Here is a 19,607-nt window from a genome sequence, read left to right on the forward strand (position 1 = left end):
GGGCCCTCGTGTCCGCCGATGCCGTCGACGCGTTCAGAACTCCTGGGAGCGGGTCGCCGCACCCGCCTCGGCCGCCGCACGGGCCTCCGCCTTGCGGGCCTTCTCGGCCTGTTCCTCCGCCTCCATCTCGGCGAAGACGTCGATGGGCGGCGGCGCCTTGGCAAGGAAGACCCAGGTCAGATACACCGCGAGAAGGAACGGCGGGATCTTCAGGGCGACCAGGACCCAGCCGAACTGGGTGGTGTCGGCCCACCAGTACAGCGGGAAGAGGATCGCGCACTTGGCGAGCAGGATCAGGCCCCAGGCATAGCTGGCCTTGGCGTACGCCTTCTTGCGGCCGGGGTTCCTGGTGCGCCAGGAGAGGTTCTCCTTGAAGACCGGGCCGAGGATCAGGCCGATCAGCGGCACCCCGGCGAGGGTGGTGACCAGGTAGGCGAGGGCCAGGCCGAGCGTGTAGAGCATGCCCGGCAGGTAGAAGTCCTTGGCGTTGCCGGTCATCATCGCGAAGACGACACCGAAGGCGACGCCGAAGACACCGCTGAAGGCGTGCTTGACGGTGTCCTTGAGGACCAGCCGTACGGCCACGAGGACCAGCGACACCACCAGGGCCGCGATGGCCGAGACGTGCAGGTCCTTGTTGATCGTGAAGATCGTGACGAAGAGCAGCCCGGGAACGACTGTCTCCACCATCCCCCGGACACCGCCGAACGCCTCGAAGAGCGCGGCCTCGGTGACCGCCTTCGCTTCGGCCTCCTGGGGGTCGGTGCGGGTGATGCGGTCCGTGTCGGACGTCGGCTTGTCGTGAGACGTCACCGGCTACTCCTTGCCGAGCGGTCGGAGTTCGTATTTGGGGTTGAAGAGCACCCGGCGTCCGTGACTCATGGCGATCCGGCCCGAGGCGATGAGCTTGCGGCCCGGTTCTATGCCGGCGATGGAGCGCCGGCCCAGCCAGACCACGTCCAGCGGCGCGGTGCCGTCGAACAGCTCCGCCTCCAGGGCGGGCACTCCGGCGCGCGGTCGCAGGGTGACGGTCCGCAACGTACCGGTCACCTTCACGATCTGCCGGTCGGTGCATTCGGAGATCCGCGTACAGCCCGAAGCCTGCGAGTCCTCCTGCAGCTCCTCGGACTCCAGGTCCTCCTGGGAGCTGGACAGTCGGTCGAGCATCCGCCGGAAGCGGCCGGAAGGCTTCTCCGCCTTACCGGACCTTCCGGGCTTCTCGAATCGAGGAACAGCACTCATACCCGAAGGGTACCGGTCCCCGGTCCGCCGAGTGGGTGTCCGGTCTCACTCGAACGGGTTCCCGAAACGGCCGCCCGGCCCCGCCCTTGTCGACACCACGCGCCCCCCGAATCGACCGCACGCGCCTCCGGCCCCGGACGCCCCCTGCCACACGCGCGCAGGCCGGCGTGTGCGCCGTGCGCATCCACCGGGCACGCCCGCCCCCGCATGCCCGTCTCAGCCGCGTTCGAAGCGGTAGCCCATCCCCGGTTCGGTGACGAAGTGCCGGGGGTGCGAGGGGTCGGCCTCCAGCTTGCGCCGCAGCTGTGCCATGTAGACGCGCAGGTAGTTGGTCTCGGTGCCGTACGAGGGCCCCCAGACCTCCTGGAGCAGCTGCTTCTGGCTGACCAGCCGGCCGCTGTTGCGGACCAGGACCTCCAGGAGGTGCCATTCCGTGGGGGTGAGCCGCACGTCGCGGCCCGCGCGCTGGACCTTCTTCGCCGCCAGGTCGACGGTGAACTCCCCGGTCTCGACGATCACGACGTCGTCGGAGCCCTGCCCGCCGACCGGTTCGGCGCGGCGTACGGCGGCCCGCAGCCGGGCCAGCAGCTCGTCCATGCCGAACGGCTTGGTCACGTAGTCGTCGGCCCCCGCGTCCAGCGCCTCGACCTTCTCGTCGGAGGTGTGACGGGCGGAGAGCACCAGGATCGGCACCCGGGTCCAGCCGCGCAGCCCCTTGATCACCTCGACGCCGTCCATGTCGGGCAGGCCGAGGTCGAGGACGACGACGTCGGGATGGCGTGCGGCGGCGAGCTGGAGCGCGGTGGCGCCGTCGGGCGCGGCGTCCACCTCGTACTTGCGCGCCTTCAGGTTGATCACGAGGGCGCGTACGATCTGCGGCTCGTCGTCGACCACGAGCACCCGGGTCATGGGGGCCCTGCCTTTCTGCTGTAGGGCGACCGCCCGTGCGGCGGCCTGCGGTGCTGCGGTCTTCCGCGACCGCGGGGGGATCGGGGCGTCCCGCGCGGTCACGGGGCGGCCCGCGCGGGCAGGTCGAGGCCGGCCGGGACGTGCCCCGGTGCGGCCTTCAGCGTGAGCACCATGGTGAGCCCTCCGCCGGGGGTGTCCTCGGCGCCCAGTGTGCCGCCCATGGACTCGACGAACCCGCGGGCGACGGCCAGCCCCAGTCCGACGCCCGCACCGCGCGGGGCGTCACCGTAGCGCTGGAACGGCTCGAAGATACGGTCCTTGGCGTCGTCGGGGACGCCGGGTCCGCGATCGGCCACCCGCAGCTCGACGCGTTCGCCGAGCGCGCTGGCGGCCACGGTGACGCGTTGCCCGTCCGGGCTGTACTTGACGGCGTTCTCGACGATGTTGGCGACGGCCCGTTCCAGCAGCCCGGGATCGACGTCGACCATCGGCAGGGTCTCCGGGATGTCCAGGTCCACACTGCCCTCGGGGACGCCGCCGAGCGCCATCGGGACCACCTCGTCGAGGTCGATCTCGCGGATCAGCGGGGTGACGGTGCCCGTCTGCAGCCGGGACATGTCGAGGAGGTTGCCGACGAGGTGGTCGAGCCGGTCGGCGCCGTTCTCGATGCCCTCCAGCAGTTCGGCCTCGTCCTCGTCGGACCAGGCGACGTCGTCGGAGCGCAGCGAGCTGACGGCTGCCTTGATGGCGGCCAGCGGGGTGCGCAGGTCGTGGCTGACGGCGGCGAGGAGCGCCGTCCTGATCCGGTTCCCCTCGGCGAGCCGCCGCGCCTCCTCCGCCTCGTCGACCAGGCGCTGCCGTTCCAGTACGACGGCGGCCTGGGCGGCGAACGCGCCGAGCACCCGGCGGTCCTCGGCGGGCAGCACCCGGCCGGAGAGCGCGAGCGCCATGTGGTCGCCGACGGGCATGTCCACGTCGGCGTCCTCCGGCCTGGCCACCGGCCCCGGCCCGACGCTCCCGGCGCAGGTCCACGGATCGACGTCGCTGCGCCGTTCCAGCAGCGCGACGGACTCCATGGCGAACGTCTCGCGCACCCGCTCCAGGAGCGCGTCCAGGCTGGTCTCGCCGCGCAGCACACTGCCGGCCAGGAAGGAGAGGATCTCCGACTCGGCGCGCAGCCGGGCCGCCTGATGGGTGCGGCGGGCCGCCAGATCGACGACCGAGGCGACCGAGACCGCGACCGCGAAGAAGATCACGATGGCGACGATGTTCTCCGGGTCCTGCACGGTCAGGGTGTGGGTGGGCGGCGTGAACCAGTAGTTCAGCAGCAGCGAGCCGACGGCGGCCGACGCGAGGGCGGGCCGCAGCCCGCCGAGCAGGGCCGCGAGGACCGTCATGAAGAGGAACAGCAGGACGTCGTTGGCGAGCCCGGGGCCGTTGCCCAGTTCGCGCAGCAGCAGGGTGAGCAGGACCGGGCCGCCCACGCCGACCAGCCAGCCCCAGATGCTGCGGACCCGGCCCAGCCGGGCGCCGCGGGCGATGGGCAGCCCGCGGCCCTTGGCGACCTCGTCGTGGGTGACGATGTGGACGTCGAGGTCGGGGCCGGAATCGCGGGCGACGGTGGCGCCCACGCCCGGTCCGTATATGTACTGCCACGCCTTGCGGCGGCTGGAGCCCAGGACGATCTGTGTGGCGTTCACGCCGCGGGCGAATTCGAGCAGTGCCGAGGGGATGTCGTCGCCGACGACATGGTGGAAGGTGCCGCCCAGGTCCTCGACGAGGGTGCGCTGGACGGTGAGTTCCTTGGGCGAGGCGGAAGTCAGGCCGTCGCTGCGGGCGATGTAGACGGCGAGGATCTCGCTGCCGGAGCCCTTGGCCGCCATCCGGGCGGCGCGACGGATGAGCGTACGGCCCTCGGGGCCGCCGGTGAGTCCGACGACGATGCGTTCACGGGCCTGCCAGGTGGTGCGGATGTTGTGCTCGCCGCGGTACTGCTGGAGGTATTCGTCGACCCGGTCGGCGACCCAGAGGAGGGCCAGCTCGCGCAGGGCGGTCAGGTTGCCGGGGCGGAAGTAGTTGGACAGGGACGCGTCGATCCGGTCCGGCTTGTAGATGTTGCCGTGGGCCATCCGGCGGCGCAGGGCCTGGGGCGACATGTCGACGAGCTCGATCTGGTCGGCCCTGCGGACGACCTCGTCGGGAACGGTCTCGCGCTGCCGTACCCCGGTTATCGACTCGACGACGTCACCGAGCGACTCCAGGTGCTGGATGTTGACGGTGGAGATCACGTCTATGCCGGCTTTCAGGAGTTCCTCGACGTCCTGCCAGCGCTTGGCGTTGCGGGAGCCCGGCACGTTGGTGTGCGCCAGTTCGTCCACCAGGGCCACGGCCGGGGCGCGCTCCAGGACCGCGTCGACGTCCATCTCCGTGAAGAGGGCGGAGCGGTACTCGATCTGACGGCGCCGGACCTGCTCCAGACCGTGCAGCATCACCTCGGTGCGCGGGCGGTCGTGGTGCTCCACGAAGGCGACGACGCAGTCGGTGCCCCGCTCCACGCGGCGGTGTGCCTCGGAGAGCATCGCGTACGTCTTGCCGACGCCGGGTGCCGCGCCCAGGTAGATCCGAAGTTTGCCGCGTGCCATGGCCCCATTGTCTTCTCGAAACCCGACTGCGGCCGATGCGGCAGCCATCTCGAAAAACTACCCCTCCGATTCCCGGCAAATAGGGCAGGGGGCGGGGGTGGGGACCGAATTGACAGGATTCTGACGCCGGGGACCGCGAGTCCCGCCACCGACGGCGCCCTCACTCTCCCGAGACGCGCGGCGGGCAGCACCCTCGCCGCGACGCACGGCCGCCGTCTCCCCGCTCGGGGCGCACGGCCGACAGCGTCACCCGCGTGGTGCGCAACCGGGGGTGCCCTCGTCGCGGCACCCCGCCGACGACGCCCTGATCGCGACCCAACGGCTTCGCGACAACTTCCTGACATCGGCCGGACAGCCTTGGACGGGTCAGCCGGTCCGCCGGTCCACCGGGGTCACTCCCCGTCCTCGAAAGCGTGTACATGACGATACGAAGGGGCTTCACCGGGCCCGCCGTCGCGGCCCTCGCCGTGATCCTGTCCCTGTCATCGGCCCCCGCCGACGCGCGGACCCGCCCGACCGCCGCCGACGCACAGACCCCGGCCGCCGAACCCCGCTCCCCCGCCGTCCCGACCGTCACCGAGCAGCAGGTGATGCCGCATCTGCGCGCCCTGCAGCGCATCGCCGACCGCAACGGCGGCACCCGCGCGCACGGCACGAAGGGGTACGCGGAGTCCGTGGCGTACGTGAAGCGCGCCCTGGACCGGGCCGGCTTCCGGACCCGGCTGGTCCCCTTCACTTACGCGGGCGCCACCGGCCACAACCTGATCGCCGACTGGCCCGGCGGCGACCCGGACCATGTGCTGCTGACCGGTGCCCACCTCGACAGCGTCCCGGAGGGGCCGGGAATCAACGACAACGGCTCCGGCTCGGCCACCGTCCTGGCCGCCGCCCTCCAGGTGGCCGAGTCCGGTCTCGCGCCGCAACGCCATCTCCGGTTCGCGTGGTGGGGCGCGGAGGAGCCGGGGCTGATCGGTTCGGCGGACTACGTCAAGAAGCTGTCCGCGGCCGATCGCCGCCGGATCGACGTCTACCTCAACTTCGACCAGACCGGCAGCAGGAACACCGACACGTGGCTCGTGGTCCACGACGACGAGCGCGGCGAGACCGAGGCCCAGCAGGCGTTCGAGGCATGGTTCGCCGAACGGGGCATCCCGACGTTCGACATCGGGGTCGGCGGCTCGGACCACGAGTCGTTCGGGAACGCGGGCATCCCGTCGTCCGGCTTCAGCACCGGCATCTCGGACTGCATCCACGAGGCGTGCGACGACCTGGCCAATGTCGATCCGAAGACGGAGAAGACCAGCACCGACGCCGTCGTCGCCGTGCTGTGGAAGCTCGCCTCCGCCGCTCCCCGACACTGACCGCCGCCCCGAAAGGCCGAGAACGCGGGAGCCACGAGCCCGGTCCCTATCAGCCCATAAGCCGCGACCCCAGACATCACCGGTCCGGACATCACCGGTCCGGACACCACGAGTCCGGACATCACGAACCCAGGAATCGAGCCGATCGAGACATGCGCAGACCCTCGAAGCACCGCCGCAGGACCACCACCGCCCTCGTCGCCGCCGTGGTCGGCGGGATCACCCTGGCCGCCGTCCCCGCCTCGGCCGCCGTCGGGGGTCCGGGCGTCGGCGACCCGTACTTCCCCGACGACGGCAACTCCGGCTACGACGTCTCCCACTACGACGTCAAGATCGCCTACGACCCGGCGCGCACCGACCGCCTCGACGGCGACACCACGGTCACCGCCCGCGCCCTGACCGGCCTGGACCGGTTCGGCCTCGATCTCAAGGGCTTCACCGTGGCATCGGTCGCCGTGAACGGCACACCGGCGAGGAAGTTCTCCCGGGAGGGCGCCCACAAGCTGGTCGTCACCCCGGCCCGCCCGGTCGCGAAGGGCTCGACGTTCACCGTGCGGGTGAAGTACGCCGGGAAGCCCGACGCCGAGGGCTGGCACACCCTGAAGAGCGGCGGCGCGTACGTGGCGGGCGAACCGCACTCCGCGACCTCCTGGTACCCCGCCAACGACCACCCGTCCGACAAGGCCACCTTCGCCCTCACCGCGACGGTGCCCGACGGCTGGACGGTCGTCGGCAACGGCCTGCCGGGCCCGGAGAACGTCGAGGACGGCAGGAGGACCTTCCGCTGGTTCGAGGACAAGCCGATGGTCACGTACGCCAGCACGGTCGCCATCGACCGGTTCACCGTCCACCGGGGGAAGACCGCCGCGGGGACGCCTGTCATCACGGCGTACAGCCCGGACGCCGAGATCGACCCGGCGGCGGAGGACCAACAGACGGAGATCCTGGACTTCCTGACCACGAAGTTCGGCCCGTACCCCTTCTCCTCGGCGGGCGCCATCGTTGTCGGGGCCGCGAAGGAGCCCACGAACGACCCCGGTGCCCTGGAGACGCAGAGCCGCCCCACGTACCACACGATGATCTTCGACGCCTCGATGGTCCACGAGAACACCCACCAGTGGTTCGGTGACAGCGTCTCGTTCAAGGACTGGCGCGACGGCTGCGTCGCGGAGTGCTTCGCCCAGTACGCCGGGCAGTTGTGGGAGGAGCACAAGGGCGCCGACCTCGACACGGACTTCTACCGGTCCGAGGTGGAGGACTACCGCGACGACCCGTCGTTCTGGTCCGTCAAGCTCTACGATCCGGGCCCGGGCCGGGAGCTGGACTCGGCGCTGTACTTCAAGGGTTCGCTGATGCTGCACGCCCTGCGCCGCACGGTGGGCGACGAGGCGTTCTTCAGGACGCTGCGGACCTGGACCCATGACCACGCCTACGGAAACGCCTCGTTCCGGCAGTTCGAGGCGCTGGCGGCGAAGGTCTCGGGCAAGGACCTCAAGGGATTCTTCGCCGCGTGGGTCGACGGCACCGTGATCCCTGCGGAGCGGTACCTCTACCCGGGCGACCTCGCCGGACCGGCCGCACGGCACTGAACCAGCCGCACAGCACCGGACCGGTCGGGTACGCCCGGAGCGGGCGGGGGCCGCGTCGTCGGGGAGGAGACGACACGGCCCCCCTCTCCCTCTCAGCGGTCGTTCACCAACTGCCGGAGAGAGATGTTGAGTTGGAGGACGTTGACCGTCGGCTCCCCGGCGATGCCGAGGATCCTGCCCTCCGTGTTCCGCTCGACCAGCCTCTCCACCTCGGCGACGGGAAGGTGGTTCCGCTCGGCCACGCGCCGCACCTGGAGCCGGGCGTACGCCGGGGAGATGGCCGGGTCGAGGCCGGAGCCCGAGGAGGTGACCGCGTCGGGCGGCACGTCGGCGGGGTCGACGGGGTGCCCGGGGACCGAGTTGTCCCTGACGACGGCGGTCTTGGCGGCCTTCACCTGGTCGACGAGCTTCTTGTTGTCGCCGGCCAGGTTGGTCGCGCCGGAGACGAGCAGCCGGTACTGGGTGTTGACGCCGTTGGTGCCGAGGCCGGCGGACGGGCGCGGCTGGAACCATCGCAGGTCCGGGGCCGCCGCGGCCTGGCCCTTCTTCAGCGGCAGGTCATAGCGCTGGCCGATGAGCTCGGAGCCGACGACCTCGCCGTTCTCGGTGATCTCGGATCCGTTGGCCCGATGGGGGAAGACGCCCTGGGCGATGCCCGTCACGGCGAGCGGATAGAGCACACCGCAGACGACGGTGAGGACCAGCAGGGCGCGCAGCCCGGCCCAGAGCAACCGGGCGGTGTTCGCTACGGATTCGTTCATGGCAGCTCAGCCGATTCCTGATTTCGGTTGGGTCCGGGAGAGAGAACCCGTCCCGGGGGACGACGGCTCGACCCGACCCGGACATGGGCTCGGTGCAACCCGGACGTGGGCTCAGTGCAGCCCGGGAATGAGGGAGATGATCACGTCGATGGCCTTGATGCCGAGGAACGGGGCGACCAGGCCGCCAAGGCCGTAGATCCCGAGGTTGCGGCGGAGCATCGCGTCGGCGCTGCTGGGCCGGTAGCGCACGCCCCGCAGGGCGAGCGGGACCAGCGCGACGATGATCAGCGCGTTGAAGACGACCGCCGAGAGGATCGCGGACTGCGGCGAGGACAGCTGCATGATGTTGAGCTTGTCCAGGCCCGGGTAGACCGCCGCGAACATCGCCGGGATGATCGCGAAGTACTTCGCTACGTCGTTGGCGATGGAGAACGTCGTCAGCGCGCCGCGGGTGATGAGCAGCTGCTTGCCGATCTCCACGATCTCGATCAGCTTCGTCGGGTTGGAGTCCAGGTCCACCATGTTCCCGGCCTCCTTCGCGGCCGAGGTTCCGGTGTTCATGGCCACGCCGACGTCCGCCTGGGCCAGCGCCGGGGCGTCGTTGGTGCCGTCCCCCGTCATCGCGACGAGCTTGCCGCCGGACTGCTCCCGCCTGATGAGGGCCATCTTGTCCTCGGGCGTGGCCTCGGCGAGGAAGTCGTCGACGCCCGCCTCCTCGGCGATGGCCCGTGCCGTCAGTGGGTTGTCGCCGGTGATCATGACGGTCCGGATGCCCATCCGGCGCAGTTCGTCGAACCGTTCCCGCATGCCCTCCTTGACGACGTCCTTGAGGTGGATGACGCCCAGGACGCGGGCGCCCTTCTCGTCCTCCAGCGCCACCAGCAGCGGGGTGCCGCCGGCCTCGGAGATCCTGTCGGTGAGTTCCCGCGCGTCCGGCGAGACGGTGCCGCCGCGTGCCTCGACCCAGCCGACGACGGAACCGCTCGCGCCCTTGCGGACGCTGCGTCCGTCGATGTCCACGCCGGACATGCGGGTCTGGGCGGTGAACGGGACCCAGGTGGCCTGTCGCAGTTCGCCGTGGTGGCGCTCGCGCAGGCCGTACTTCTCCTTGGCGAGCACGACGACCGAACGTCCCTCGGGCGTCTCGTCGGCCAGTGAGGACAACTGGGCGGCGTCGGCCAGCTCGGCCGCCGTCGTGCCCTTGACGGGGACGAACTCGGACGCCTGCCGGTTGCCGAGGGTGATCGTTCCGGTCTTGTCGAGCAGCAGGGTCGAGACGTCCCCGGCGGCCTCGACGGCGCGTCCCGACATCGCGAGCACGTTGCGCTGCACGAGTCGGTCCATGCCGGCGATGCCGATCGCGGAGAGCAGCGCGCCGATGGTCGTCGGTATGAGGCAGACCAGCAGCGCGGTCAGCACGATGATCGACTGCTCGCGGCCGGCGTGGGCCGCGAACGGCTGGAGGGTGACGACGGCGAGCAGGAAGACGATGGTGAGGGACGCGAGCAGGATGTTCAGCGCGATCTCGTTGGGCGTCTTCTGCCGGGCGGCCCCTTCGACCAGGGCGATCATCCGGTCGATGAAGGTCTCGCCGGGTTTGGTGGTGATCTTGATGACGATGCGGTCGGAGAGCACCTTGGTGCCCCCGGTGACGGCGCTGCGATCGCCGCCCGACTCCCGGATCACCGGTGCGGACTCGCCCGTGATGGCGGACTCGTCGACGCTCGCGACGCCCTCGACGACGTCACCGTCGCCGGGGATGATGTCGCCCGCCTCGCAGACCACCAGGTCGCCGACGTGCAGGTCCGTGCCCGGCACCCGCTCCTCGCCGTGGTCGGTGACGCGCCGGGCGACGGTGTCGGTCTTCGCCTTGCGCAGGGTGTCCGCCTGCGCCTTGCCGCGCCCCTCCGCGACCGCCTCCGCCAGATTGGCGAAGATCGTGGTCAGCCAGAGCCAGGCCGCGATCGCCCAGCCGAACCAGTCGCCCGGGTCCAGGCAGGCCAGCAGGGTGGTGAACACCGACCCGACCAGCACGACGAACATCACCGGGGACTTGGCCATCGACCGCGGGTCGAGCTTGCGCACGGCGTCCGGGAGCGAGGTGAGCAGTTGCCGGGGGGCGAACAGTCCCCCGCCGACGCGTCCTTCGCCCGTGCGGCCCGTGGGCGTGTCCCGGTGCGGTGCCCGGGCCGGAGTGACATGGGACATCGGGTCCTCTTGCTTCGTACGGGAGTTCATGACGCCAGCCCTTCGGCCAGCGGTCCCAGCGCCAGGGCCGGGAAGTAGGTCAGCGCGGTGACGATCAGGACCGTGCCGACCAGCAGACCGCTGAAGAGCGGCCGGTGCGTGGCGAGGGTTCCCGCGGTCGCCGGTACGGGCCGCTGCCCGGCGAGGGAGCCGGCGAGCGCGAGGACGAAGACCATCGGCAGGAACCGGCCGAGCAGCATCGCGAGGCCGATCGTCGTGTTGAACCACTGCGTGTCCGCGTTCAGCCCGGCGAACGCCGAACCGTTGTTGTTGGCGCCCGAGGTGTACGCGTACAGCACCTCGGAGAACCCGTGTGCGCCGGGGTTCAGGATCGAGTGGGGCGGCGTGGGCAGGGCGACCGCCAGGGCGGTGAAGCAGAGCACCAGGGCCGGGGTGATCAGGATGTAGCAGGCGGCGAGCTTCATCTCGCGGGTGCCGATCTTCTTGCCGAGGTACTCCGGTGTGCGGCCGACCATCAGCCCCGCGATGAACACCGCGATGATCGCCATGATCAGCATGCCGTAGAGACCGGACCCGACGCCGCCGGGCGCGACCTCGCCCAGCTGCATGCCCAGCAGCGTGATCCCGCCGCCGAAGCCGGTGTACGAGGAGTGGAAGGAGTTCACCGCGCCGGTGGACGTGAGTGTCGTGGCGACGGCGAAGATCGACGACCCGGCGATGCCCAGCCGGGTCTCCTTGCCCTCCATCGCGCCGCCCGCGACGTCGAACGCGGGCCCGTGGTGGGCGAATTCGGTCCACATCATCAGGGCGGTGAAGCCCAGCCAGATGGCGCCCATCGCCCCCAGGATCGCGTAGCCCTGCTTGGGCGAACCGACCATCCGGCCGAACGTCCGGGTCAGCGCGAACGGGATGACGAGTATCAGGAAGATCTCGAAAAGGTTGGACAGTCCATCGGGGTTCTCGAACGGATGGGCCGAGTTGGCGTTGAAGTAGCCGCCGCCGTTCGTGCCCAGAACCTTGATGACCTCCTGCGACGCCACCGCGCCACCGCGCCACTGCTGCGAGCCGCCCAGGAACTGGCCGACCTCGTGGACGCCGGAGAAGTTCTGCACGGCACCGCAGGCGACCAGCACCAGCGCCCCGACCACGGAGATCGGCAGCAGGACGCGCACGGTGCCGCGCACCAGGTCGGCCCAGAAGTTGCCGAGCTCGCCGGTGCGGGACCTGGCAAAGCCGCGAACCAGGGCGACCGCGACGGCGATGCCGACGGCCGCCGAGACGAAGTTCTGCACCGCGAGGCCGCCGGTCTGGACGACGTGGCCCATGGCCTGTTCGCCCGCGTACGACTGCCAGTTGGTGTTCGCGACGAATGACGCGGCAGTGTTGAACGCCTGGTCGGGGTCGATCGAGGCGAAGCCCAGCGATCCGGGCAGACTGCCCTGGAGCCGCTGGAGGAGGTAGAGGAAGAGGACACTCACCGCGGAGAAGGCGAGCACACCGCGCAGATAGGCGGGCCAGCGCATCTCGGTGTCCGGGTTGGCGCCGATGGCCTTGTAGATCCACTTCTCGACCCGGAGGTGTTTCCGGGAGGAGTAGACGCGGGCCATGTGGTCGCCCAGGGGGCGGTACACCAGGCCCAGCGCCACGACGAGCGCGAGAACCTGGAGCGCTCCGGCGAGGACGGGGCTCATATCGGGCTCAGAACCTCTCCGGGTGCAGAAGGGCGAGGATGAGATAGCCCAGCAGGGCGACGGCCACGACGAGGCCGACGACGTTCTCGGCGGTCACAGCCTGGCCACCCCCTTGGCGACGAGGGCCACCAGCGCGAACACCGCGATCGTGGTGACGACGAAGGCCGGATCAGCCATCGTGTGCTCCTGGATGAGGTACGGAATTCTCTGACCTCTTGAGCAAACCCGGCATGGGTGCCGTTCCGACGTGCGTTGATGGCTTCCTTACGGCGTTCGGACGGCCTTTGACGGAGCACATACGTGCCCCATACGCGCCCCCTACGCGCGCTCCTCGCGCGCCTCTGGGCCCGGCCCGCTCCCCGCCTCACACATGTCCCGCCGCCCCGCACGTCCCGCCCCCGGCTCTCTCCCGAACGCGAAAAGGCCGGTGGGCCGTACCCCCTCGCAAAGGGGGTACGGCCCACCGGCCTCGGATCGATTCGGCACGGGCCGCGGCCCGTGTCGCCGAGTCCGCTCAGCGCACCTCGGTGATCTCCGGGCCGCGCTGGAGCTGGCCCATGCCGCCGGAGAACCGGGAGCTCTCCTGGTCCTCCTGCTGGACGCCCTCGGGCACCATCTGGGCATCGTTGGGAAGCTTGAGGACGATCGGGTCGCGGGGCGCCATCGGGCCGTCGCCGCGGACGACCACGGTGTCCCGGAAGATCGTCTCCAGCAGCCCGGCGGCCTCCGGCTGCACGGCGCCCTGACCGGAGATCACTCCGCGCAGGAACCAGCGCGGGCCGTCGACACCGACGAAGCGCACCAGCTGTGCGCCGCTCGTGCCGTCCGGGAGCTGTACTGGGACCTGGGCGCGCAGTTCCCAGCCCAGCGGACCCTCGATCTCGTCGATGATCCCGCCCTGCTGGGTGATGCCCGTGGCGATCTCCTCGCGGACCTCGCCCCAGATGCCCTCCTTCTTGGGGGCGGCGAACGCCTGGAGCTGGACGGCGCTGTCGCGCAGCACCACCGTCGCGGCGACGATCGCGTCGCCGGCCACCTCGACGCGCAGCTCCATGCCCTCGACACCGGGCACGAACATGCCGCCCAGATCGACCCGGCCCTCACCGGGCTGGGAGACCTCGGTGATGTCCCACGGCCCGTCCGGCCGCGGCGCCGGCGGGAGATTCACCCGGCGCGGGCCGTCGTCGGCCGCGTCGGGGCCCTCGTGCTCGTCGACGACCTGTTCGGCCTCGCGCGCTTCGTCCGCCACGTCCTCGGCGGAACCACTCTTCTTGCGACGTCCGAACACGTCACTGTCCTTCCCGGTCGGGTACGACCGAAGCGTAGCTGTTCCCGCCCTGGATGATCCCGTCCCCGACGCCATCGGCTCCGGCGGAGGCATGGCCTCCGGTGGATCCGAAGCCTCCTTCGCCGCGGGCCGAACCCGGAAGCTCGGCCACCTCGTGGAAGCGCACCATCTCGACCTGCTGCACAACCAGCTGGGCAATCCGGTCGAAACGCTCGAACCGCACGGGCTCGCGGGGGTCGAGATTGATGACGATCACCTTGATCTCTCCACGGTACCCGGCATCGACCGTCCCCGGGGCATTCACGAGGGCGACTCCGCAGCGCGCGGCGAGGCCGGAGCGCGGGTGCACGAACGCGGCGTATCCGTCGGGCAACGCGATCGACACCCCGGTGGGCAGCACCGCCCGCTCGCCCGGGGCAAGTTCGGCGGACTCGGTGGTCACCAGGTCGACCCCGGCGTCCCCTGGGTGTCCATAGGCCGGAATCGGCACCTCCGGGTCGAGGCGGCGGATCAGGACGTCCACGGGCCGTCGCATCAGGGATTCACCTCGAAGGCACGGGCGCGCCGGACCTGGTCCGGGTCGGCCATGGCGGCGCGGATCTCGGCCGGACGGCCGTTCTCGATGAAGTGGTCGACCTTCACCTCGATGAAGAGGGCCTCGGCACGGACCGCGACCGGTCCGTCCGGGCCGCCTATCCGTCCGGTCGCCCGCGAGTAGATCTTCCGGCCGTGCACCGCGGTGACCTCGGCGTCGAGGTGCAGCACGGTGTCCACCGGCACCGGGCACACGAAGTCGGTCTCCAGCCGCCCGGTCACCGCGATCACCCGCAGCAGCCAGTTCAGCGAGCCCAGCGTCTCGTCCAGCGCGGTGGTCAGGACACCTCCGTGCGCCAGCCCCGGGGCGCCCTGGTGAGCGGCCTGCACGGTGAACTCGGCGGTGACGCTCACGCCCTCGCCGGCCCGCGCCTGGAGGTGCAGCCCGTGCGGCTGTGCCCCGCCGCAGCCGAAACAGTGTTCGTAGTGCGCGCCGAGGAGTTCGCCGGGGGCCGGGGCCTCGGGGTGCCGTACCGGTTCCACCGCGTCGGCGGGGGGATTCAGAGCCGCAGATGTTCCACTCACAGGCGCAGACCTTACCCGCGCGGCCGATGCCGGGGCGCACCGTGCCAAGCTTGGACGCATGCAGCCTTCCACCCCGCCTTTCGACGAACGGCTCACCGCGCCCCGCTCGTGGTGGCTCATCGCCTTCCTGATCGGCATCGCCTGCGCGCTGATGCTGCTGCCGCTCGGCACCGTGCCCCTGCTGGCCGGTCTGGCGGGCGGTAGCGCGCTGTCGGCGATCGCGGTGAGTTCGTACGGCTCGGCCAGGATCCGGGTGGTGGCCGGTGCCCTGGTGGCCGGGGACGCGCGGATCCCGGTCTCGGCGCTGGGCGAGGCCGAGGTGCTGGACGGCGAGGAGGCGCGCGCGTGGCGCTCGTACAAGGCCGACACCCGTGCCTTCATGCTGCTGCGCAGCTATATCCCGACGGCGGTCCGGGTGGAGGTCACCGACCCGCAGGACCCGACTCCGTACGTCTACCTCTCGACCCGGGAACCGCAGGCGCTGGTCGCTGCCCTGGGCTCGGCGCGTTCCTGACCGGGGTTCCCGCGCCGGCCGGCCCCCGCGGGGCCGTGTCCGGGGCTTCGGTGTTCCCGGGGCCCGCGGATCAGTTCTCCGGTTCCTTCCGCGGCCCCTTGCGCGGGCCGCGCGCCCGCTCCAGGGGCGGCAGCTCCGGCAGCCGGTCCCAGGGGACCCGGCGCTCGCGCAGGTCCTTCCTGATCTTGTCGGCGAGCTTCCGGGTGTCGCGCCGGTTCATCACCGCGCCGACGGCGGCACCGACCAGGAACGGGATCAGGTTCGGCAGATCGCGCGTCATGCGCTTCGTGATCTGCTGGCGCAGCTCGCGCTTCATCCGGCCGCCCAGCGCCGCGTTGATCGTCATGGGTTGGGCGACGTCGATGCCGCGCTCCTCCGTCCATGACGTGAGGTAGGCGGTGGACCGCTGGGTGAGGCCGCCCGGCGGGCGCAGCCCGTAGACCTCGTACAGCTCCGCGACGAGCTTCAGCTCGATCGCGGCCACGGCGGTGATCTCCGCCGTCAGTTCGGTGAGCATCGCGGGCGGCACCGGCATCATGGCCGCCGCGCCGATACCGGCGCCGACGGCGGCGCTCGCCCTGCTCGCACCCGCGACGAGCTTGTCGGCGAGGTCCTCCGGGCCGAGGCCCGGGAACTGCTTGCGCAGCGTCGCGAGGTCGCGCACGGGGACGCGGGGAGCGGACTCGATGATCAGGTCGGCGATGTGACCGATCGCGATCCTGGCGCCCTCCCTACCCTTGCGCACACCCCGTTTCACCGAGCTCAGACGGCCCCCTGCGGTCCGGGGCCCCGTTCTGTCGAGCTGTCCGGCCCCGTGGGCCGGGCCGGCTCCTTCATGTCTCCCCTGTGCGGTCACCGCTTCGAATGCCGCGGCTGCTTCGAGCGAGGCCGACCGGCCTCGCTCGTCGTACCGCTCGCCCGGGGAGGGCGACAGGGCGGACCGCCCGGCGGGCGTCACCACGCCTTTCGCCGGGCCTGTTCCGCCCTGGTTCGCCTCCGACGACTTCTTGCGCCGCAGGCGTCGCCTCCGGGACGGTTTGTCGCCTGTCACGGCCGACTCGACCTAGTCGCAGTCGCGGCAGATCGGCTGACCGTTCTTCTCCCGTGCCAGCTGGCTCCTGTGGTGCACGAGGAAGCAGCTCATGCACGTGAACTCGTCGGCCTGCTTCGGCAGGACCCGGACGGCCAGCTCCTCGTTGGACAGGTCCGCGCCGGGCAGCTCCAGGCCCTCGGCGGCGTCGAACTCGTCGACGTCGACGGCGGAGGCCGTCTTGTCGCTGCGGCGCGCCTTGAGCTCTTCGAGGCTGTCCTGATCGACGTCGTCGTCGGTCTTGCGTGGAGTGTCGTAATCGGTTGCCATGTCGCTCTCCCCCTCTGGGTGTCTGCGGTGTCTCAGCGCACGTAACGCGTGAGAGGCCGGACTTGTGCCCGACCCGAGGCGGAGATTTTGCCTCACATCAAGGTCTGTTACTCAATCGACACCCAAAAGGACCGCTCGGGAGTGATCGGTCTGGGTGGCGATGGGGACCGTACACGGCCCTCGCGGCGCGCTTCACGGGCGCCACCCCGTGTACTTCCCGTGATATCAGGCCCCGAAAACCCCGGCTTTTGCGGGATTTCCGGCGCGCGCGCCCATCACGGAGCGTTGACGTATAGAAATTCTTTTCTGTGATCGATCACACATGAGCGCCTTGGTCACAGGTTACGAAAATTCCGCCCAAAGCGAACAAAGTACTTCGGGTACGATTCGCCGCGTCGGCGCGCTCAGACGGGCAGTGAGACGCGCATCACAAGGCCCCCTCCCTCACGGGGTTCCGCGACGATACGGCCGCCGTGGGCGCGCGCCACGGACCGCGCGATCGACAGGCCGAGCCCGACCCCCTTGTCGCTCCCCGTCCGCTCCGTACGCAGCCGTCTGAAGGGCTCGAAGAGGTTGTCGATCTCGTAGGCGGGCACCACCGGCCCCGTGTTCGAGACCACCAGCACGGCGTGGCCGGACTGCAGCGTGGTGGTGACCTCCACCCAGCCGTTCTCCGGCACGTTGTAGCGCACGGCGTTCTGCACGAGGTTCAGCGCGATCCGCTCCAGCAGGACGCCGTTGCCCTGGATGACGGCCGGGGACCGCTCGCCGCGGATCTCCACGCCCCGCTCCTCGGCCTCGGCGCGCGTCTGGTCGATGGCGCGCGAGGCGACCTCGGCCAGGTCGACCGGTTTGCGTTCGACGATCTGGTTGTCGCTGCGGGCCAGCAGCAGCAGGCCCTCCACCAGCTGTTCGCTGCGCTCGTTGGTGGCCAGCAGGGTCTTCCCCAGCTGTTTGAGCTCCGTCGGTGCCTGGGGGTCGGAGAGGTGCACCTCCAGCAGCGTGCGGTTGATCGCGAGCGGCGTGCGCAGTTCGTGCGACGCGTTCCCGACGAACCGCTGCTGGGCCGTGAAGGCGCGCTCCAGGCGGTCGAGCATCTCGTCGAAGGTGTCGGCGAGTTCCTTCAGCTCGTCGTCCGGGCCGTCCAGCTCGATCCGGCGGGACAGGTCCGTTCCGGCCACCCGGCGGGCGGTGCGGGTGATCCGGCCCAGCGGGGAGAGCACCCGGCCCGCCATGGCGTAGCCGAAGGCGAACGCGATGACGCTGAGGCCGACCAGGGCCAGCAGCGACCGGTTCAGCAGCGTGTCCAGCGCCTGCTGCCGCTGGTGGTTGACGCAGGAGTTCATCGCCGCGTTGATGGCGTCCGGCGTGGGGTTCGTGCCGAAGTTGCACACGTCGCTGACGATCCGGCCGCTCACGATCCTGAACGGCAGCTCACTGCCCACGTGGAGGGCCTGGGCGGCCAGCATGTAGATGATCGAGAGCAGCAGGATGCCCGCGATCAGGAACATGCCGCCGTAGAGCAGCGTGAGCCGTATGCGGATGGTCGGGCGCAGCCAGTACGGCGGCTCCGGCTGTTTGGGCTCCCAGGTGGGCTTCGGAGGCGCCGTCGGGGGCGCCGGGACGCTGGGCATCGGCGCTCAGATCCGGTAGCCGGAGCCGGGCACGGTGACGATCACCGGGGGCTCGCCGAGCTTGCGGCGCAGCGTCATGACGGTGACCCGGACGACGTTGGTGAACGGGTCGGTGTTCTCGTCCCACGCCTTCTCCAGCAGCTGCTCGGCCGAGACGACCGCGCCCTCGCTGCGCATCAGGACCTCCAGCACGGCGAACTCCTTCGGCGCGAGCTGGATCTCGGTCTCGCCGCGGAACACTTCCCGCCGGTTGGGATCCAGCTTGATGCCGGCGCGTTCCAGGACGGGCGGCAGCGCCACCGTCGTGCGCCGGCCCAGCGCCCGCACGCGGGCGGTGAGCTCGCTGAAGGCGAACGGCTTGGGCAGATAGTCGTCGGCGCCGAGCTCCAGCCCCTCCACCCGGTCGCTGACGTCCCCGGACGCCGTGAGCATGAGCACCCGCGTGGGGATGCCCAGCTCGACAACCCGGCGGCAGACGTCGTCACCGTGCACCAGGGGAAGGTCCCGGTCCAGCACCACGACGTCGTAGTCGTTGATCTCGATGCGCTCCACGGCCGCCGCGCCGTCGTACACGACATCGACGGCCATGGCCTCTCGGCGCAATCCGGTGGCCACCGCATCGGCGAGCAGCTGCTCGTCCTCCACGACGAGTACGCGCACGGCGCTGTCCTTCCTCAGAGATTTCACGTTTTCACGTTCAGGCTTCATCACGTCGAAAACGCAGAACGTGCCGATGCGCACACGGTCCGTGAAGCGGACCGCTCATCGACACGGTCATGCGCTGCTCCATCCTGCCCGCAACGCGCATAAACCGGCGGTAAGACGGCGTTCACCAGCCCGGACTCCCCAGGAATTCACCGGATTTCCGGGCCAGTTGAGGTTTCTGTGAGGTTCGGGCCGGGGAGGACGCATTCACACCCGAGATCACGCCTCGAATGTGGCGTCCCACAGGCCACTCCGTCCCCGGAGAGTGCGTGATCACCGCCCTACCGCCACCGCGCGGAGGGAAACCCCGGGCACACCCCCGTGCCACCGACTCACGATGAGGGGGCGCATTATGGACGCTTTCACCGCTGGTCTGCTGCAGCGGATCAGGACGACCGAATCCGACCTCACAAGGGCTCGGGAGACGGGCGACGACTTCCTCGCGGATGTCGAGCAGGGCGAACTGGACGACCTGCACCGCCTCGCCGCCGAGCACGGCGTCAAGATCGGCACCACCGGCGTCTGAACCGTCGTGGGAGGGCCCCGGCCACCGTTCGTGGTGGTCGGGGCCCTTCTGCCGCTCC

The 19,607-nt window shown here is 70.5% G+C and carries 19 protein-coding genes; 4 read left to right on the forward strand and 15 right to left on the reverse strand.

All coding sequences use genetic code 11. The annotated features are described in order from the left end of the window. Window positions 1-33 precede the first annotated feature (33 nt). From AMK22_RS28895 to AMK22_RS28910, 4 genes are all read right to left on the reverse strand, one after another. Window positions 34-813, reverse strand: coding sequence for a DUF3159 domain-containing protein (locus tag AMK22_RS28895; protein ID WP_073789832.1), 780 nt, complete (start codon window positions 811-813; stop codon window positions 34-36). Between the two features lie 3 nt (window positions 814-816). Then, window positions 817-1,242, reverse strand: coding sequence for an OB-fold nucleic acid binding domain-containing protein (locus tag AMK22_RS28900; RefSeq protein ID WP_073789834.1), 426 nt, complete (start codon window positions 1,240-1,242; stop codon window positions 817-819). A 216-nt stretch (window positions 1,243-1,458) separates the two neighbouring features. Next, the gene (locus AMK22_RS28905; protein ID WP_073789836.1) at window positions 1,459-2,151 is read right to left on the reverse strand and encodes a response regulator; all 693 of its coding nucleotides are present in this window, start codon (window positions 2,149-2,151) and stop codon (window positions 1,459-1,461) included. 98 nt (window positions 2,152-2,249) lie between these two features. Then, complete coding sequence (locus AMK22_RS28910) at window positions 2,250-4,793, reverse strand: sensor histidine kinase (RefSeq protein ID WP_073789837.1); 2,544 nt, start codon at window positions 4,791-4,793, stop codon at window positions 2,250-2,252. Window positions 4,794-5,212: 419 nt separating this feature from the next. Here AMK22_RS28910 and AMK22_RS28915 point away from each other — a divergent pair, with 419 nt between their 5' ends. Together AMK22_RS28915 and AMK22_RS28920 are read left to right on the forward strand one after the other, a co-directional pair. Beyond that, window positions 5,213-6,154, forward strand: a complete 942-nt coding sequence (locus AMK22_RS28915; protein ID WP_073789839.1) for a M20/M25/M40 family metallo-hydrolase — start codon at window positions 5,213-5,215, stop codon at window positions 6,152-6,154. Window positions 6,155-6,306: 152 nt separating this feature from the next. Beyond that, complete coding sequence (locus tag AMK22_RS28920) at window positions 6,307-7,743, forward strand: M1 family metallopeptidase (RefSeq protein WP_073789840.1); 1,437 nt, start codon at window positions 6,307-6,309, stop codon at window positions 7,741-7,743. 92 nt (window positions 7,744-7,835) lie between these two features. Here the strand turns inward: AMK22_RS28920 and AMK22_RS28925 are convergent, their stop codons facing one another. The 7 genes from AMK22_RS28925 to AMK22_RS28955 form a co-directional block, all read right to left on the reverse strand. Continuing rightward, entirely contained in the window at window positions 7,836-8,504 is a 669-nt protein-coding gene (locus tag AMK22_RS28925; protein WP_073789842.1) for a potassium-transporting ATPase subunit C, read from the reverse strand. A gap of 111 nt (window positions 8,505-8,615) precedes the next feature. After that, window positions 8,616-10,712 (reverse strand): potassium-transporting ATPase subunit KdpB, encoded by a 2,097-nt coding sequence (kdpB, locus tag AMK22_RS28930; protein ID WP_199883343.1) that lies wholly within the window; start codon window positions 10,710-10,712, stop codon window positions 8,616-8,618. Window positions 10,713-10,738: 26 nt separating this feature from the next. Then, window positions 10,739-12,403 (reverse strand): potassium-transporting ATPase subunit KdpA, encoded by a 1,665-nt coding sequence (gene kdpA / locus AMK22_RS28935; protein ID WP_073789845.1) that lies wholly within the window; start codon window positions 12,401-12,403, stop codon window positions 10,739-10,741. 7 nt (window positions 12,404-12,410) lie between these two features. Next, window positions 12,411-12,500 (reverse strand): K(+)-transporting ATPase subunit F, encoded by a 90-nt coding sequence (kdpF, locus tag AMK22_RS28940; RefSeq protein WP_073789847.1) that lies wholly within the window; start codon window positions 12,498-12,500, stop codon window positions 12,411-12,413. 417 nt (window positions 12,501-12,917) lie between these two features. Continuing rightward, window positions 12,918-13,691, reverse strand: a complete 774-nt coding sequence (locus tag AMK22_RS28945; RefSeq protein WP_073789849.1) for a DUF3710 domain-containing protein — start codon at window positions 13,689-13,691, stop codon at window positions 12,918-12,920. Window position 13,692: 1 nt separating this feature from the next. Beyond that, entirely contained in the window at window positions 13,693-14,226 is a 534-nt protein-coding gene (dut, locus tag AMK22_RS28950) for a dUTP diphosphatase (RefSeq protein ID WP_073789850.1), read from the reverse strand. After that, entirely contained in the window at window positions 14,226-14,810 is a 585-nt protein-coding gene (locus tag AMK22_RS28955; protein WP_073789852.1) for a PaaI family thioesterase, read from the reverse strand. Before AMK22_RS28955 ends, dut begins: the two co-directional genes overlap by 1 nt. A 58-nt stretch (window positions 14,811-14,868) precedes the next feature. Between AMK22_RS28955 and AMK22_RS28960 the strand changes: the two genes are divergently transcribed. Continuing rightward, window positions 14,869-15,324, forward strand: a complete 456-nt coding sequence (locus tag AMK22_RS28960) for a DUF3093 domain-containing protein (RefSeq protein WP_073789853.1) — start codon at window positions 14,869-14,871, stop codon at window positions 15,322-15,324. Window positions 15,325-15,394: 70 nt separating this feature from the next. Here AMK22_RS28960 and AMK22_RS28965 read toward each other — a convergent pair whose 3' ends face one another. The 4 genes from AMK22_RS28965 to AMK22_RS28980 form a co-directional block, all read right to left on the reverse strand. Next, window positions 15,395-16,375 carry a hypothetical protein gene (locus tag AMK22_RS28965; RefSeq protein ID WP_073789855.1) on the reverse strand — a complete coding sequence of 327 codons (981 nt, stop codon included), beginning with the start codon at window positions 16,373-16,375 and terminating at the stop codon, window positions 15,395-15,397. A 12-nt stretch (window positions 16,376-16,387) separates the two neighbouring features. After that, window positions 16,388-16,684, reverse strand: coding sequence for a DUF4193 domain-containing protein (locus AMK22_RS28970; protein ID WP_003965732.1), 297 nt, complete (start codon window positions 16,682-16,684; stop codon window positions 16,388-16,390). 404 nt (window positions 16,685-17,088) lie between these two features. Further along, entirely contained in the window at window positions 17,089-18,318 is a 1,230-nt protein-coding gene (locus AMK22_RS28975) for a sensor histidine kinase (protein WP_073789857.1), read from the reverse strand. A gap of 6 nt (window positions 18,319-18,324) precedes the next feature. Then, complete coding sequence (locus AMK22_RS28980) at window positions 18,325-18,978, reverse strand: response regulator transcription factor (RefSeq protein ID WP_073789918.1); 654 nt, start codon at window positions 18,976-18,978, stop codon at window positions 18,325-18,327. A gap of 397 nt (window positions 18,979-19,375) precedes the next feature. Between AMK22_RS28980 and AMK22_RS40225 the strand changes: the two genes are divergently transcribed. Beyond that, on the forward strand, window positions 19,376-19,549 hold the full coding sequence (locus tag AMK22_RS40225) for a hypothetical protein (RefSeq protein WP_199883344.1): 174 nt from the start codon (window positions 19,376-19,378) through the stop codon (window positions 19,547-19,549). Window positions 19,550-19,607: the final 58 nt, after the last annotated feature.

Source organism: Streptomyces sp. CB01580, assembly GCF_001905795.1.
GTDB lineage: Bacteria > Actinomycetota > Actinomycetes > Streptomycetales > Streptomycetaceae > Streptomyces.

Bases quoted from the DNA above. Each gene is read 5' to 3' on its own strand.
- AMK22_RS28900 (WP_073789834.1), bottom strand. From the start codon at position 1,242: ATGAGTGCTGTTCCTCGATTCGAGAAGCCCGGAAGGTCCGGTAAGGCG.
- AMK22_RS28905 (WP_073789836.1), bottom strand. From the start codon at position 2,151: ATGACCCGGGTGCTCGTGGTCGACGACGAGCCGCAGATCGTACGCGCC.
- AMK22_RS28910 (WP_073789837.1), bottom strand. From the start codon at position 4,793: ATGGCACGCGGCAAACTTCGGATCTACCTGGGCGCGGCACCCGGCGTC.
- AMK22_RS28915 (WP_073789839.1), top strand. From the start codon at position 5,213: ATGACGATACGAAGGGGCTTCACCGGGCCCGCCGTCGCGGCCCTCGCC.
- AMK22_RS28920 (WP_073789840.1), top strand. From the start codon at position 6,307: ATGCGCAGACCCTCGAAGCACCGCCGCAGGACCACCACCGCCCTCGTC.
- AMK22_RS28925 (WP_073789842.1), bottom strand. From the start codon at position 8,504: ATGAACGAATCCGTAGCGAACACCGCCCGGTTGCTCTGGGCCGGGCTG.
- kdpB (WP_199883343.1), bottom strand. From the start codon at position 10,712: ATGTCCCATGTCACTCCGGCCCGGGCACCGCACCGGGACACGCCCACG.
- kdpA (WP_073789845.1), bottom strand. From the start codon at position 12,403: ATGAGCCCCGTCCTCGCCGGAGCGCTCCAGGTTCTCGCGCTCGTCGTG.
- dut (WP_073789850.1), bottom strand. From the start codon at position 14,226: ATGCGACGGCCCGTGGACGTCCTGATCCGCCGCCTCGACCCGGAGGTG.
- AMK22_RS28960 (WP_073789853.1), top strand. From the start codon at position 14,869: ATGCAGCCTTCCACCCCGCCTTTCGACGAACGGCTCACCGCGCCCCGC.
- AMK22_RS28970 (WP_003965732.1), bottom strand. From the start codon at position 16,684: ATGGCAACCGATTACGACACTCCACGCAAGACCGACGACGACGTCGAT.
- AMK22_RS28975 (WP_073789857.1), bottom strand. From the start codon at position 18,318: ATGCCCAGCGTCCCGGCGCCCCCGACGGCGCCTCCGAAGCCCACCTGG.
- AMK22_RS40225 (WP_199883344.1), top strand. From the start codon at position 19,376: ATGGACGCTTTCACCGCTGGTCTGCTGCAGCGGATCAGGACGACCGAA.